The organism is Pusillimonas sp. DMV24BSW_D, assembly GCF_011388195.1.
In the GTDB taxonomy this organism is placed as follows: domain Bacteria; phylum Pseudomonadota; class Gammaproteobacteria; order Burkholderiales; family Burkholderiaceae_B; genus Neopusillimonas; species Neopusillimonas aestuarii.
Map to the genome: position 1 here is coordinate 2231967 of NZ_CP049990.1, position 12780 is coordinate 2244746.

Annotated in this window: 14 protein-coding genes; 11 read left to right on the forward strand and 3 right to left on the reverse strand. The window is 53.5% G+C overall.

Annotated features, from left to right (window positions below):
- Window positions 1-29: 29 nt before the first annotated feature.
- A complete protein-coding gene (locus G9Q38_RS10870; RefSeq protein ID WP_166130855.1) occupies window positions 30-1325 on the reverse strand; it encodes an NCS2 family permease in 1296 nt (431 codons plus the stop codon).
- A gap of 144 nt (window positions 1326-1469) precedes the next feature.
- On the opposite strand from G9Q38_RS10870, the gene tsaD reads away from it, so the two are divergent.
- Window positions 1470-2507 (forward strand): tRNA (adenosine(37)-N6)-threonylcarbamoyltransferase complex transferase subunit TsaD, encoded by a 1038-nt coding sequence (tsaD, locus tag G9Q38_RS10875; RefSeq protein WP_166130858.1) that lies wholly within the window; start codon window positions 1470-1472, stop codon window positions 2505-2507.
- 8 nt (window positions 2508-2515) lie between these two features.
- On the opposite strand, the gene plsY is transcribed toward tsaD, so the two are convergent.
- Window positions 2516-3178 (reverse strand): glycerol-3-phosphate 1-O-acyltransferase PlsY, encoded by a 663-nt coding sequence (gene plsY / locus G9Q38_RS10880; RefSeq protein ID WP_166130861.1) that lies wholly within the window; start codon window positions 3176-3178, stop codon window positions 2516-2518.
- A 119-nt stretch (window positions 3179-3297) separates the two neighbouring features.
- Between plsY and surE the strand changes: the two genes are divergently transcribed.
- The 6 genes from surE (at window position 3298) to rlmD (ending at window position 8519) form a co-directional block, all read left to right on the forward strand.
- Window positions 3298-4056: a 5'/3'-nucleotidase SurE gene (gene surE, locus G9Q38_RS10885; protein ID WP_119442739.1), complete on the forward strand. Its 759-nt coding sequence runs from the start codon at window positions 3298-3300 to the stop codon at window positions 4054-4056.
- Window positions 4041-4880, forward strand: coding sequence for a protein-L-isoaspartate(D-aspartate) O-methyltransferase (locus G9Q38_RS10890; RefSeq protein ID WP_166130864.1), 840 nt, complete (start codon window positions 4041-4043; stop codon window positions 4878-4880). The genes surE and G9Q38_RS10890 overlap by 16 nt, the downstream gene beginning before the upstream one ends.
- Window positions 4881-4890: 10 nt before the next feature.
- Window positions 4891-5688: a peptidoglycan DD-metalloendopeptidase family protein gene (locus G9Q38_RS10895; protein ID WP_166130867.1), complete on the forward strand. Its 798-nt coding sequence runs from the start codon at window positions 4891-4893 to the stop codon at window positions 5686-5688.
- A 14-nt stretch (window positions 5689-5702) separates the two neighbouring features.
- Window positions 5703-6476 (forward strand): 3'-5' exonuclease, encoded by a 774-nt coding sequence (locus tag G9Q38_RS10900; protein ID WP_166130869.1) that lies wholly within the window; start codon window positions 5703-5705, stop codon window positions 6474-6476.
- A gap of 107 nt (window positions 6477-6583) precedes the next feature.
- Window positions 6584-7141 (forward strand): hypothetical protein, encoded by a 558-nt coding sequence (locus G9Q38_RS10905; RefSeq protein ID WP_166130872.1) that lies wholly within the window; start codon window positions 6584-6586, stop codon window positions 7139-7141.
- Between the two features lie 64 nt (window positions 7142-7205).
- On the forward strand, window positions 7206-8519 hold the full coding sequence (rlmD, locus tag G9Q38_RS10910) for a 23S rRNA (uracil(1939)-C(5))-methyltransferase RlmD (protein ID WP_166130875.1): 1314 nt from the start codon (window positions 7206-7208) through the stop codon (window positions 8517-8519).
- On the opposite strand, the gene argH is transcribed toward rlmD, so the two are convergent.
- Window positions 8516-9937 (reverse strand): argininosuccinate lyase, encoded by a 1422-nt coding sequence (argH, locus tag G9Q38_RS10915; RefSeq protein ID WP_166130878.1) that lies wholly within the window; start codon window positions 9935-9937, stop codon window positions 8516-8518. The genes rlmD and argH overlap by 4 nt on opposite strands.
- Window positions 9938-10009: 72 nt before the next feature.
- On the opposite strand from argH, the gene G9Q38_RS10920 reads away from it, so the two are divergent.
- Genes G9Q38_RS10920 through G9Q38_RS10935 form a run of 4 tightly spaced genes read left to right on the forward strand, consistent with a single transcriptional unit; the run spans window position 10010 to window position 12766 of the window.
- A complete protein-coding gene (locus tag G9Q38_RS10920) occupies window positions 10010-10348 on the forward strand; it encodes a P-II family nitrogen regulator (RefSeq protein WP_114421643.1) in 339 nt (112 codons plus the stop codon).
- Window positions 10349-10400: 52 nt separating this feature from the next.
- Window positions 10401-11300 carry an amino acid ABC transporter substrate-binding protein gene (locus G9Q38_RS10925; protein ID WP_166130881.1) on the forward strand — a complete coding sequence of 300 codons (900 nt, stop codon included), beginning with the start codon at window positions 10401-10403 and terminating at the stop codon, window positions 11298-11300.
- Between the two features lie 26 nt (window positions 11301-11326).
- Complete coding sequence (locus G9Q38_RS10930) at window positions 11327-12067, forward strand: amino acid ABC transporter permease (protein WP_166130884.1); 741 nt, start codon at window positions 11327-11329, stop codon at window positions 12065-12067.
- A gap of 9 nt (window positions 12068-12076) precedes the next feature.
- On the forward strand, window positions 12077-12766 hold the full coding sequence (locus G9Q38_RS10935; RefSeq protein ID WP_166130886.1) for an amino acid ABC transporter permease: 690 nt from the start codon (window positions 12077-12079) through the stop codon (window positions 12764-12766).
- The last annotated feature ends 14 nt before the right edge of the window (window positions 12767-12780 follow it).

A 12780-nucleotide genomic window follows, 5' to 3' on the forward strand; every position in this document is an offset into this window, starting at 1 on the left:
TGTTTGCGTTATTGCATCTCTCGTTTGTATTAATGTCCGCCAAAGAAGGCATATTTAATAACAAACAAGATGGCCACGATGAGTGTTGCCATATGGATTTGGTTGAAACGACCACTGAGTACTTTTAAAGCAACGTAGCTGATGAACCCGAATGCCAAACCATTTGCAATAGAGTAGGTGAATGGCATGGCAAGCGCGGTAAGTGCAGCGGGCGTGGCTTCGGTGGCGTCGTCCCACTGTACATCGGCGACTTCGCGAAGCATTAAACCGGCAACATATAACAGGGCGGGTGCTGTCGCGTAGGCAGGTACCGAGCCGGCAAGCGGTGCCAGAAACAAGGCCAGCAGGAACAGAATGCCGATAGTAAGCGCGGTAAGGCCTGTGCGCCCGCCGGCTTGTACACCAGAGGTGCTTTCAATATAGGCTGTAGTGCTGCTGGTACCCAGGAATGAACCGGCCACGATGGCGGTACTGTCGGCCATCAGCGCGCGACCCAGGCGGTTGGGCTTGCCTTCAGGCATGAGGTTCGCACGTTTGGCGACGCCGATCATGGTGCCGGTTGCATCGAAGACCTCGACCAGTACAAGAACCAAAATGACGTGCACAAAACCAAATTGCAGCGCGCCCATGATGTCGAGTTGGAAGAAGGTTGGAGCCAGGCTGGGTGGCATGTCGAAGATGCCGCCAAACTGGGTGTAACCCATAATAATTGACAGAATGGTGATGGCCAGGATACCGATCAGGATCGCGCCGCGCACCTTCAGGGCGTCGAGTGCACCGATAATGAAAAGCCCCAGAATCGCGAACAAAGCTTGCGGTGAGGTTAGGTCGCCCAGTGTTATGAGGGTGGCGTCACTGCCCACTACGATACCGGCGCTTTTTAGTGCGATCAGGCCCAGGAACAAGCCGATACCGGCCACAATACCCGAGCGTAGCGATTTGGGAATTCCTTCAATAATCCAGGTACGAACACCCGTAACCGTAAGAATGACGAAAATAATGCCGGAAATGAATACGGCCCCCAGTGCTTGTTGCCAGGTGTAACCCATGGCACCCACCACAGTAAACGCGAAGAATGCGTTCAAGCCCATGCCCGGCGCCATACCGATAGGCCAGTTGGCCAGGAAAGCCATAATAAGAGAGCCAAGAGCCGCTGCCAGGCAGGTAGCAACAAATACCGCGCCGCCGTCCATGCCTGTGGTGGACAGGATTTGCGGGTTCACGAAAATAATGTATGCCATAGTAAGGAACGTAGTCACCCCGGCTAAAATTTCCGTTCGGACGGTAGTTCCATGTTCACGCAGCTTGAATAAACTTTCTAGCATGCAAAAGCCCCCCCTTATTAGTGTTAGGCAAAAAAATAAATCGGTTTAAACATAAAATAATGCGACGATGCAATTCTAAGCCTTTATTGTTCTGATTTGTAGCTGTTTGTAGTCGGAATAACCCCAAGTTGTACACTGCGATAAATGATAGTAATTGGATATGAAAGTTCTTGTGATGAAACCGGTGTGGCGCTGGTGTGCTCCAGGCGCGGCCTGATTGCGCATGCATTGCACAGCCAGGTTGCTATGCACAGTGAATATGGCGGGGTTGTACCGGAATTAGCTTCACGCGACCATATACAGCGTATTTTGCCGCTTACGAACACGGTATTGGAAGAGGCGCAGTTATCTTTGAGCGACGTTCAGGCTGTTGCCTATACGGCCGGTCCGGGTTTAGCTGGGGCCTTGTTGGTTGGGGCATCGGTCGCGCGATCAATTGCCTGGGCGCTGGGGTTGCCGGCGATTCCGGTACATCATCTTGAAGGCCATTTGCTGTCGCCCCGTCTGGCCGATCCTGCGCCCGAGTTTCCCTTTGTCGCCTTATTGGTGTCGGGTGGGCATACGCAATTGATGCGGGTGGACGCCGTTGGCCAATATGAAATGCTGGGCGAAACGCTCGATGATGCCGCTGGTGAGGCTTTCGATAAATCGGCCAAGCTGATGGGGCTGGGTTATCCTGGTGGCCCTGCCTTATCGCGTTTAGCGCAAGAGGGCGACAGTACGGTTTACTCATTGCCAAGACCCATGTTGCATAGCGGCGATCTTGATTTTAGTTTTAGCGGCTTGAAAACTGCAGTGCTGACACAAATGAAAAAGCTGGAGTCGGCCGCAGGAGCGGGTGAGGTAACGCATCAGCAAAAGGCCGACCTTGCGGCGGCTACTGAGGCGGCTATCGTCGATGTTCTGGCCGCCAAAGCCATTCGTGCCATGGATCAAACCGGTATGAAACGTTTGGTGGTGGCCGGCGGAGTTGGGGCTAACCGGCGCTTGCGTGAACAGTTGCACAAAGCAATACATCGTCGCGGCGGGCAGGTTTTCTTTCCACCGTTGGCATTATGCACCGATAACGGCGCCATGATTGCTTATGCCGCATCGCAGCGTATTAATGCCGGCCTTGCCGACCTAACCGTGGGAAATCATGCTTTTACGGTACGTCCGCGCTGGCCGTTGCAGGACATATGATGCCTCATTCAGCTTTTGGGTTTTCCACCTTGCCCCTTAGATTTGCCGATTTTCGGCTCCGTTCCCTTCATTAACCGGGTAATGTTCGCGCTGTGGCGATAACACAGCACGACTGCAATGATAATTAATACAAACGTGACGCTGCCTTGTAAACGCCATGCAATGTTGGCGCCGAATAAATAGTAAAGCGGCGCAAAAATAGCAGCCAGCACGGCCGCCAACGATGAATAGCGGCTTGCGTAGGCCACAATCAGCCAGGTTGCCAACGTGGCTAGCGCCAACACAGGCTCCAGACCGGCCAGCACGCCTAATGCCGTTGCAACGCCTTTGCCGCCTTTGAATTTCAGAAATATCGGATACACGTGGCCAAGAAACGCCGCCAAGGCGGCAGCGGCAGGCAGGCCGGCACCCAGACCGAACTGCGCTGCCATTAAGGTGGCCAGAAATACCGCCACCCAGCCTTTCAGCGCGTCTCCAACCAAGGTAAAGATGGCCGCTTTTTTATTTCCCGTTCTAAGAACATTCGTGGCACCGGGGTTGCCTGACCCAAAAGTGCGGGGATCGTCCAGCCCCATGAGCCGGCTTACGATAACCGCAAACGAAATTGAGCCAATGATATAGGCGCCAAAAATAACAACAAGGCTAATCAGAACGGAGGTTGCGGATGCCATCAAGGTTATTCCTTTGTCACAATTGCAAGGCATTCTACCCCGACTCTGTTTTACCAGCCAAAGTCATGGCAAGCGGGTACAATTGGCAACGTTTTCTTAAGTACTGAGATGGAATGCAAATGCGGATACTGGTGTCAAACGACGATGGCTACAACGCGCTCGGAATCGAGGCTTTGGCCAAAGCCTTGCATGGGCTGGGCGAACTAACCGTTGTTGCGCCGGAAACCAATTGCAGCGGGTCTTCCAATTCCCTGACACTGAATCGACCGTTGTCCGTGCGTCAGGCGCCGAACGGCTATTTCTTCATCAATGGCACACCGTCCGATTGCGTTCATATTGCCTTAACGGGTTTGCTTGATTTTCGTCCCGATCTGGTTGTTTCCGGTATCAACAATGGGGCAAATTTAGGTGACGACACCCTGTATTCAGGTACCGTTGCTGCGGCGACCGAGGGCTATCTGTTTGGTATTCCCGCTATAGCTTTTTCTTTAGTGAAAAGGGGTTGGGAGCATTTGGAGACGGCGGCGCAGGTGGCGCGTCAAATCGTCGCGCATCACGTCGAGCAGCCAATCGATGCAAAGGTATTGTTGAACGTCAATATTCCCGCCGTTCCTTATGAGGCGCTCGATGGTATCCATGTTACCCGTCTGGGCAAACGTCATCCGTCTGAGCCGGTTGTGAAAACCACCACACCTTACGGCGATCCGGTTTATTGGATCGGGCCGGTGGGCAATGTCTCCGACGCGGCGTCTGATACGGATTTTGGGGCAATCGAAAACAATCGTGTTTCTGTTACGCCTTTGCGTCTTGATCTTACGTACCATGAACAACTCGACGCAGTGCGAGGTTGGGCGGGGCCGCTATGCGTAAACCGGTAAACTCCTTTCCCTTCGCGACGGGAACTACAAACCGGTTCGGTCGTTCCCGAATCGGTCATGGGCTTACGGCGCGCAACAGCAATACCCGGATCAGCCCGCCGGGTATGGGGCCACGTTCCAGCGCGCCTGCTGAATCCAAAACCTTAACTGAAGCAACCGGCGCACTGGGGCAAGGCAATTTGGGCTTGAATTCCGAGCGTTTGCGCGCCCAAATGGTTGAGCGTGTTCGGGAACAGGGCATTACCGACCCACGGGTGCTCAATGCCATGATGGCCGTGCCGCGTCATTATTTTGTCGATCAGGGGTTGGCGAGCCGGGCGTATGAAGACGCTGCTTTGCCAATCGGTTTCGGGCAAACGATTTCCCAGCCCTGGGTAGTGGCACGCATGATTTCCGCCGTTTGCGAAGAGTCGCTGCCCAAACGGGTGCTTGAAGTGGGCGCGGGTTGCGGTTATCAGGCTGCCGTGCTTGCTCAAATTGTGCCCGAGGTTTACGCGATCGAACGCATCCGCGGTTTGTACGACCTTGCGCGTGAACACCTTCGAACGCTAAAGTTAAATACCCGGGTAAGGCTTTCGTTCGGTGATGGTATGCTTGGTTTGCCCAAATCGGCCCCGTTCGATGCTATTGTTGTTGCGGCAGCCGGTTTGCATATTCCACAGGCGTTGCTTGATCAGCTGGCTGTCGGGGGCCGGCTCATTGCACCTGAGGGCACGTCGGCGCAGCGTTTAGTACTTATTCGGCGTACCAGCTCTACCAGTTGGCATCGCCAGGAATTGGAAGCGGTTCGTTTTGTTCCTCTTCGTTCAGGAACTCAGTTGTAGGAGATGATTTATGGTTGCAGGAACGTCCGGGCTCTCGGCATTGTTGGTTGCGTCGCAGTTTTCCAGGCGCATGCCGCGCATCTGGTTGGTCATGGTCGTTATGTCCATGGCAGTGCTGGCGGGTTGCGCGTCCCGGGGAACCCAGGCACCCGTTGCCGATATGTCCAGTGGGTCGGCATCCGTTCCGTCAAGCGGGCTATATGTTGTCAGGCCTGGTGACACCCTGTACAAAATTTCGCAAATGTATAACGTTGATGTCAGCACTTTGGTGCAACTCAACAATATCTCCGACCCCGGTCAATTGCGTGTCGGCCAAACCTTGCGTTTACGCGGCGACGCGCCCCAGGTGGCAAGTGGTGGGGGAATGGGTTCCAATAGTGGCGCGGCGGTTGAGCCGGCCAAAGCCTCCGAACCTGCACAACCGTCGCGTGCCGGTGATGCCGGCCTAATATCATGGGGCTGGCCCGCTCAAGGCAAAGTGATTCAGGGTTTCAGTTCCAATACAAAAGGTGTTGATATCGGCGGTAACGTTGGCGATCCGGTGATTGCTGCGGCGTCGGGCAAAGTCATGTATGCCGGAAATGGTGTTCGTGGCTTAGGCAACCTGGTGTTAATCGGTCACAGCAACAGCTTTATTACTGCGTATGCACATAACGAAAAGCTGCTGGTGAAAACCGGGCAGGAAGTTAAGAAGGGCGATCGCATTGCATTAATGGGGCAAACTGACACCACTAGCCCACGCCTGCATTTCGAGATCCGGCGTAGTGGCACGCCTGTTAACCCGCTGGCCTATCTTCCCGAGCGGTAAACTGGGGCGCTTTAATGATTCCCACCCTCGTTTTCGATCTTGAAACCATTCCGGATGCCAATGGACTCAGGCAACTGAATGATTGGCCCGACACTTTAAGTGATATGGAAGTGATCGAGAAAGCGCTGGCGCAAAGGCAGGCGTCGCATGGTACCGACTTCCTGCCCTTGCACTTGCATAAGGTCGTGGTGGTAGGGTGTGTTTTTCGCGATGCCCAGGGTTTTCGAATCAAAACATTAGGCCAACCGGGCGACCCAGAGGCTTCTCTCATTACGGGTTTTTTTAAAACAATTGAACGGTATACCCCGCGGTTGGTCAGTTGGAACGGATCGGGCTTTGATCTTCCGGTGTTGCATTACCGTAGTCTTATTCATGGGGTGCCGGCGCCCCGTTATTGGGACACGGGTGAAGAAGACCGCGATTTCAAATTCAACAACTACATTAGCCGCTACCATAATCGCCATATCGATTTAATGGATTTACTGGCGAAATATAATGGCAGGGCGAACGCCCCGATGGACGACCTTGCCAAATTATGCGGCTTTCCCGGTAAGTTGGGGATGGACGGCAGTCAGGTATGGCGGGCATGGTCTGAAGGTCGCCAGGACGAAGTCCGGGCCTATTGCGAAACCGACGTAGTGAACACGTGGTTATTGTTTTGTCGGTTTCGTTTGTTGCGTGGTGAGCTTGATGCACAGTCTTACCAGGATGAAATTGACCTTGTACGTGAAACGCTTGCGACTTTAAGTGGCGACCACTGGGTCGAATATCTGAGCGCCTGGGCCTAGACGCCGATTTCGAAACGCGCTGAAACGAAAGTGCTTGTTTGTGCAACAGGTTTGAAATCAGTTTGCGCGCATGATGAAGGCTCTTATCATTATGAAGGAGCAGTATTATGCCCGGCAAAAAATCCCGTCTTGCCTACTCTTTGGCTACAGTGGCAGCCATGGTTGCCCTGCAAGCCCCGCTTGCTGTGGCCGCAGAGCCCAACAATGCAGAAACGCAGGTTGATCGCAGCGGAAAGCATGATCGATACGCGCATCAACGTCACGCACGTTCTCAACAACGTGATATCGCATTCATGATTCCCGGCTACGGTCCAGTTGGGAAAAAAACATTTGATTCGCTGAAGCTTACCGATTCGCAGCAACAAAAAGTCAACGCAGCGCAAGCTGAACAGCAAGCACTTAGGGCTGCGCATAAGAGCACGATGAAATCGAATATGCAGGCGCGCTTTGCACAACTCGAAGAAGGGCGGATTGATCCGCGCGCGGCGCTGCAGGCAATGCAAGCAACCCAGCAAGAGATGTCTCAACGTCGCTTGGATGTCGCCGAAAAATGGTTGCAAGCTTGGGAGGCGCTTGAAGCCGACCAACAGAAGGTGCTCACTCAGGCGTTGGCCGATCGGCATGAGCATAGAAAAGACAAAATGCAACGTCATTCAGCTTCCTGATTCGACTTGGCGGCGTTAGGGTGTCAAAATTCGGTCCTTGCCGGTTTTGTTTGCCCTAACGTTTATGTCTGAAGAAATATTATCAATTGAATCACTCGACCTCGAGGCACGTGGTGTCGCTCGTCTTGATGGCAAAGTCGTTTTTGTTCAAGGCGCTTTGCCGGGAGAGCGGGTGGAAGCAAGAATAGTGCGGCGAAAGCCCTCATTCGACGTCGCTCATACCGAAAAAATTCTGAAATCTTCGTCCCAACGCGTCACGCCGCGATGTCCGCATTATGGTGTTTGTGGTGGTTGTGCCATGCAGCATCTTGATGCCGCCGCCCAGGTTGCAGTGAAGCAAAGAGCGTTGGAAGATGCGTTATGGCATATTGGCAGGGTGCATCCGGGGCGAATGTTAACGCCGATGCATGGCCCGACGTGGGGTTATCGTTATCGGGCCCGTTTATCGGTTCGTTACGTCCAAAAAAAGGGCGGCGTGTTGGTGGGCTTTCGTGAGAAAAAAGGGGCTTATGTTGCCGATATGCACGAGTGCCACGTTTTGCCGTCGCACGTGTCCAACTTGATTACGCCATTGCGCAAGTTGGTGGGGGCACTTTCAATTCCCCGCAGCATTCCCCAAATTGAAGTTGCAGTCGGTGACGATATCGTTGTTCTTTTGATGCGCCACATGGAAGCATTGAGCGAACAGGATCAGCAGGTTTTGAAGCAGTTCGCCGATGCGCACAACGTAAGCTGGTGGTTACAGCCCAAGGGCCCCGATACGGTTCATCCCCTTAATCCAGACGACGTCAATTGTCTGTCGTATCGTTTGCCGGAGTTTGGGTTGCGCATGGGATTCAAGCCAACGGACTTTACTCAGGTAAATCATGCGATAAATCGCGCGCTGGTCTCGCGAGCCTTGGCTTTGCTGGATATTGCGCCGGAACACCGTGTACTTGATCTGTTCTGTGGTTTGGGTAATTTCACTTTGCCTTTGGCAACGCGGGTGGCTGAGGTGATGGGTGTAGAAGGCAGCCAAGCGTTGGTCGACCGAGCCAATGGGGCGGCACGTGACCATGGCTTGGAACAGAAGGCACAGTTTTCTGTTCAGAACCTGTTTGAGGTTGACGCCGGATGGTTGAAAGCCTTGGGTCGGTTCGACCGGTGGTTAATTGACCCGCCTCGTGACGGTGCCGAAGCCATTGTGCAATCATTGGCACAGCTTGATGCATCGCTTCAACCAGACAGAATCGTGTATGTCTCGTGCAACCCCGCCACGCTGGCGCGTGATGCGGGGATTCTGGTGCGTGATGCGGGTTATCGACTTGAGGCTGCCGGTGCGATCAACATGTTTCCCCATACAGGGCACGTTGAGTCGATAGCGGTTTTTCAGCGTTAGTTTTGTGTTTCCTGCAGTATCCGGTTGGCTTCTTCTCGAACACGCTCTGGGGCTGTGCCGCCGATATGATTACGAGCGGCGACGGATCCTTCCAATGTCAGTACGTCGAAAATATCGCTTTCAATTGAGGCATGGAACGACTGCAACTGTTCCAGAGGCAGGTCGGCCAAATCGCAATTCTGCTCTTCGCACGTGCGCACCGCCAGCGCAACGGTTTCGTGAGCATCGCGAAAGGGCAGGCCTTTTTTCACCAGATAGTCGGCTAAATCGGTGGCAGTGGCGAAACCTTGCATGGCGGCGGCGCGCATGGCGTCGGCCTTCACGGTAATACCGTTCACCATGTCGGCGAAGATCGTTAGCGTATCGCGTATGGTGTCGGCGGCATCGTACAGCCCCTCTTTGTCTTCCTGATTATCTTTGTTGTAGGCCAGGGGCTGTGCTTTCATCAACGTTAGCAAAGCAACCAGATGGCCGTTTACGCGTCCGGTTTTGCCGCGTGCCAGCTCCGGGACATCGGGGTTCTTTTTTTGTGGCATGATTGAGCTGCCGGTGCAAAAACGGTCGGCTAGCTGAATAAAGCCCACCCGAGGGTTCATCCAGATGATTAGCTCTTCCGACAGGCGTGACACATGCATCATGATAAGTGCCGCGGCAGCGCAAAACTCGATTGCAAAGTCGCGGTCGGAAACGGCGTCGAGTGAATTACGGCACACCGAATCGAACCCTAGTGTGCGAGCAACCCTTTCGCGGTCAATAGGATACGATGTGCCGGCCAAGGCGGCAGCGCCCAGTGGCAAGCGGTTGACCCGCTTGCGGCAGTCTTGCAAGCGCTCGGCGTCGCGGGCGAACATTTCGGCGTAGGCCAGCAGATGATGTCCGAATGTAACGGGTTGTGCAACCTGCAGGTGCGTGAAGCCGGGTAAAATTGTTTCGGCGTGCTTGAGGGCCAGTGCCGCGAGATTGTGGCGCAATTGGCGCAGCAGTTCCAGCGAAGTATCAATTTCCGCGCGCAGCCAAAGGCGGATATCGGTGGCAACCTGGTCGTTGCGCGACCGGCCCGTATGAAGCCGTTTGCCCGCATCGCCAATTAGCTCAACCAGCCGTTTTTCTATGTTCAGGTGTACATCTTCAAGGTCGATCGACCATTCGAACTTGCCATCCTGAATTTCTTGCAAAATTTGCTGCATGCCACGCTGTATTGCCTGCAGATCGTCGGTACTGATAAGCCCGATCGATTCAAGCATATCGGCGTGAGCCAATGAGCCTTGAATATCGACTTGGGCCATGCGCTGATCGAAGCCTACAGAGGCGGTATATCGTTTTACAAGATCCGAAACAGGTTCGGAAAAACGGGCGGACCAGGCTTGGCTCTTGTTGGCAAACTGGTCGTGGGGCGGAGTAGAAGCATTTTTTGACATAGTGCGCAATTATAAGGTGAGCGTGCGATAATTTTACCCAGAGACACTTTATTCTTACCGGAGCACCGCTTTATGAAGCTGATTACGGCCATTATTAAACCGTTCAAACTCGATGAAGTACGCGAGGCGCTTGCCGAAATCGGCGTCAGTGGCCTCACGGTTGCCGAAGTGAAAGGGTTCGGGCGTCAGAAAGGGCATACCGAACTGTACCGCGGCGCCGAGTACGTTGTGGATTTTCTGCCCAAGATCCGTATCGACGTCGTGTTGCCGGCCACGATGGTCGAAGAGGCGGTCGAGGCCATTATCAAGGCGGCGCACACCGGCAAAATAGGTGACGGCAAAATTTTCGTCATGCCGGTTGAGCAAGCCATTCGTATTCGAACCGGCGAAAGCGGAACCGAAGCACTCTAAATCGGTTGCCGCGATTGCTTGCTTGCGGTTAAGTTGTAAAAAAGGAGGACAAATGAAATCAGCATCATTGGTACTGGCACTCACTGTTTTTGTTACCGGCATGGCGGCGGCGCAAACTGAAAGTCGCCTCGACAGAATTCAGTCCGATCAGCAAATAACGTTGGGCTACCGTGAATCGTCGATTCCATTCTCCTACCTCGATGGCGACCAAAAGCCGGTCGGGTATTCCATGGATATTTGCCGAAATATCGTTGAGGCGGTCAAACAAGAGCTCAAGCTGAGTACATTGAACGTTCGTGAAGTCCCGGTGACGTCGTCCACGCGCATTCCTCTGGTGGCCAATGGCACGGTCGACCTGGCCTGTGGGTCCGCCACGAACAATGCACAGCGTCAAGAACAGGTCAGCTACGCGCCAACCACGTTTGTAACGGCAACCCGGTTCGCCGCCCTGAAATCGTCTAATGTGAAAGCGCTTGAAGACCTGAAGGGCAAAACGGTTGTTTCTACCGCCGGCACCAGTAATCTGCGCTGGCTGACTCAGGCGAATGCCGAACAAGATCTGGGTTTAAGGATTATTCCAGCCAAAGATCACTCCGAGGCGTTTCTTACCGTGAATAGTGGTCGTGCCGCTGCTTTCTTTATGGACGATATTCTTCTGGCCGGGCTGGTGGCCAACTCGCGCAATGCCAACGACTGGATGATTAGTTCGAAGGCGTACACAACCGAACCTTACGGCATTATTCTTCCCAAGAACGACGCACGTTTTAAGCAGGTTGTTGATAAAGCGGTTATTGCCATGATGAAAGATGGGCGTTTGGAAAAAATCTATGATAAATGGTTCATGCAGCCGATTCCGCCACGTAATATCAATTTGAATTGGCCCATGACGGATGCCCTTAAAAAAGTCATGGCGAACCCCACTGATTCGCCTGATCCCGCAACTTATCAATAACGATCCCGGCCAGGAAAAATGTCCGCATGAATTACAACTGGAACTGGTCGGTTTTTTGGGATCTATCACCTGGCGGCAGCGGTACGTATATGGACACCCTGATACAGGGGTTGTACTGGACGCTGGCCGTTTCCATGGCTGCCTGGGTTCTCGCGCTGGCGTTAGGGGTCGCGGTGGGTGTTTTCAACACCAGCGGCCACCGCGGGCTTGAGCGCTTGTGCCGTGGTTACGTTGAGTTGTTTCGCAACGTTCCGCTCTTGGTTCAAATGTTCCTTTGGTATTTCGTTTTTCCGGAAGTTCTGCCAGATGCGTGGGGTGATTACATTAAAACGGCAGACCCGGTAATGAGCACCTTTTGGACAGCCGTTGTGTGCTTGGGGCTGTTCACCTCGGCGCGGATCGCCGAGCAGGTTCGGGCGGGTATCGAATCGTTACCTCGCGGTCAAACATTGGCGGCGACCGCCCTGGGGCTGACACGAAAACAGGTGTATCGTTACGTGTTGCTGCCGATTACAGGGCGCATGATTCTTCCCCCACTGACTTCCGAGGCACTGAATTTAATCAAAAACTCTTCGGTCGCGTTCACGATTGGCCTACTCGAAATTACCGGCGCAGCGCGCTCGATGCAGGAGTTCAGCTTTCAGATTTTTGAGGCTTTTGCCGCCGCAACGGTTTTGTATGTGCTCATTAATATTGTCGTTGTGATTCTGATGCGCTGGGTCGAGAAAATGGCTCGGGTACCCGGTTTCATGGGCGCTGCAAAATAAGGATGGGCCATGCAGGGTTTTGATTTCCAGGTTGTTTTCGACTCCTTGCCGTACTTGCTCGGCGTTGGAATGGTTTTCACGTTGAAGCTGACAGTGCTGGCAACCATTTTTGCCTTGATCCTGGGCACTTTACTGGCCATGATGCGGTTATCGTCGAATCGCCTTGTTTCGGGCGTGGCCGGCAGCTATGTGAATTTGCTCCGGGCGCTTCCGCTTATTCTTATCATTTTCTGGTTTTATTTTCTGGTTCCCTATATTGTTGGTTGGTTAACCGGCGAGGGGCGCCCGGTTCCCGTGGGTGGGTTCACGTCGGCACTCATTACATTTACGTTGTTCGAAGCGGCTTATTTCTGCGAGATTATGCGCGCGGGCATTCAATCGATTCCACGCGGCCAGGTTGAAGCGGGTTATGCGTTGGGGCTTAATTATTTTGGTGTGATGCGGCACATTGTCTTACCGCAGGCTTTTCGCAATATGGCGCCGGTGTTGTTAACCCAGGTTATTGTGCTGTTCCAGGACACATCGTTGGTTTATGTTTTGTCTTTAACCGATTTCCTCGGCGCTGCGAATATTGTGGCGCAACGTGACGGGCGCCTGGTGGAAATGTTTGTGTTTGCCGCAATCGTGTATTTTGTCATTTCCTACCTGGCCTCAAGGTTGGTGCGGATTTTGCAGGCACGCACCGCATTCGTGCGTTAAAGGAGTGCAGGTTT

Excerpts from the sequence above, each read along its gene's own strand:
- G9Q38_RS10920 (WP_114421643.1), top strand. The coding sequence starts at position 10,010 with ATGAAGCTGATTACGGCCATTATTAAACCGTTCAAACTCGATGAAGTA.
- rlmD (WP_166130875.1), top strand. The coding sequence starts at position 7,206 with ATGTCTGAAGAAATATTATCAATTGAATCACTCGACCTCGAGGCACGT.
- tsaD (WP_166130858.1), top strand. The coding sequence starts at position 1,470 with ATGATAGTAATTGGATATGAAAGTTCTTGTGATGAAACCGGTGTGGCG.
- G9Q38_RS10870 (WP_166130855.1), bottom strand. The coding sequence starts at position 1,325 with ATGCTAGAAAGTTTATTCAAGCTGCGTGAACATGGAACTACCGTCCGA.
- G9Q38_RS10900 (WP_166130869.1), top strand. The coding sequence starts at position 5,703 with ATGATTCCCACCCTCGTTTTCGATCTTGAAACCATTCCGGATGCCAAT.
- G9Q38_RS10890 (WP_166130864.1), top strand. The coding sequence starts at position 4,041 with ATGCGTAAACCGGTAAACTCCTTTCCCTTCGCGACGGGAACTACAAAC.
- G9Q38_RS10930 (WP_166130884.1), top strand. The coding sequence starts at position 11,327 with ATGAATTACAACTGGAACTGGTCGGTTTTTTGGGATCTATCACCTGGC.
- argH (WP_166130878.1), bottom strand. The coding sequence starts at position 9,937 with ATGTCAAAAAATGCTTCTACTCCGCCCCACGACCAGTTTGCCAACAAG.
- G9Q38_RS10935 (WP_166130886.1), top strand. The coding sequence starts at position 12,077 with ATGCAGGGTTTTGATTTCCAGGTTGTTTTCGACTCCTTGCCGTACTTG.
- G9Q38_RS10925 (WP_166130881.1), top strand. The coding sequence starts at position 10,401 with ATGAAATCAGCATCATTGGTACTGGCACTCACTGTTTTTGTTACCGGC.
- surE (WP_119442739.1), top strand. The coding sequence starts at position 3,298 with ATGCGGATACTGGTGTCAAACGACGATGGCTACAACGCGCTCGGAATC.
- G9Q38_RS10905 (WP_166130872.1), top strand. The coding sequence starts at position 6,584 with ATGCCCGGCAAAAAATCCCGTCTTGCCTACTCTTTGGCTACAGTGGCA.
- plsY (WP_166130861.1), bottom strand. The coding sequence starts at position 3,178 with ATGGCATCCGCAACCTCCGTTCTGATTAGCCTTGTTGTTATTTTTGGC.
- G9Q38_RS10895 (WP_166130867.1), top strand. The coding sequence starts at position 4,891 with ATGGTTGCAGGAACGTCCGGGCTCTCGGCATTGTTGGTTGCGTCGCAG.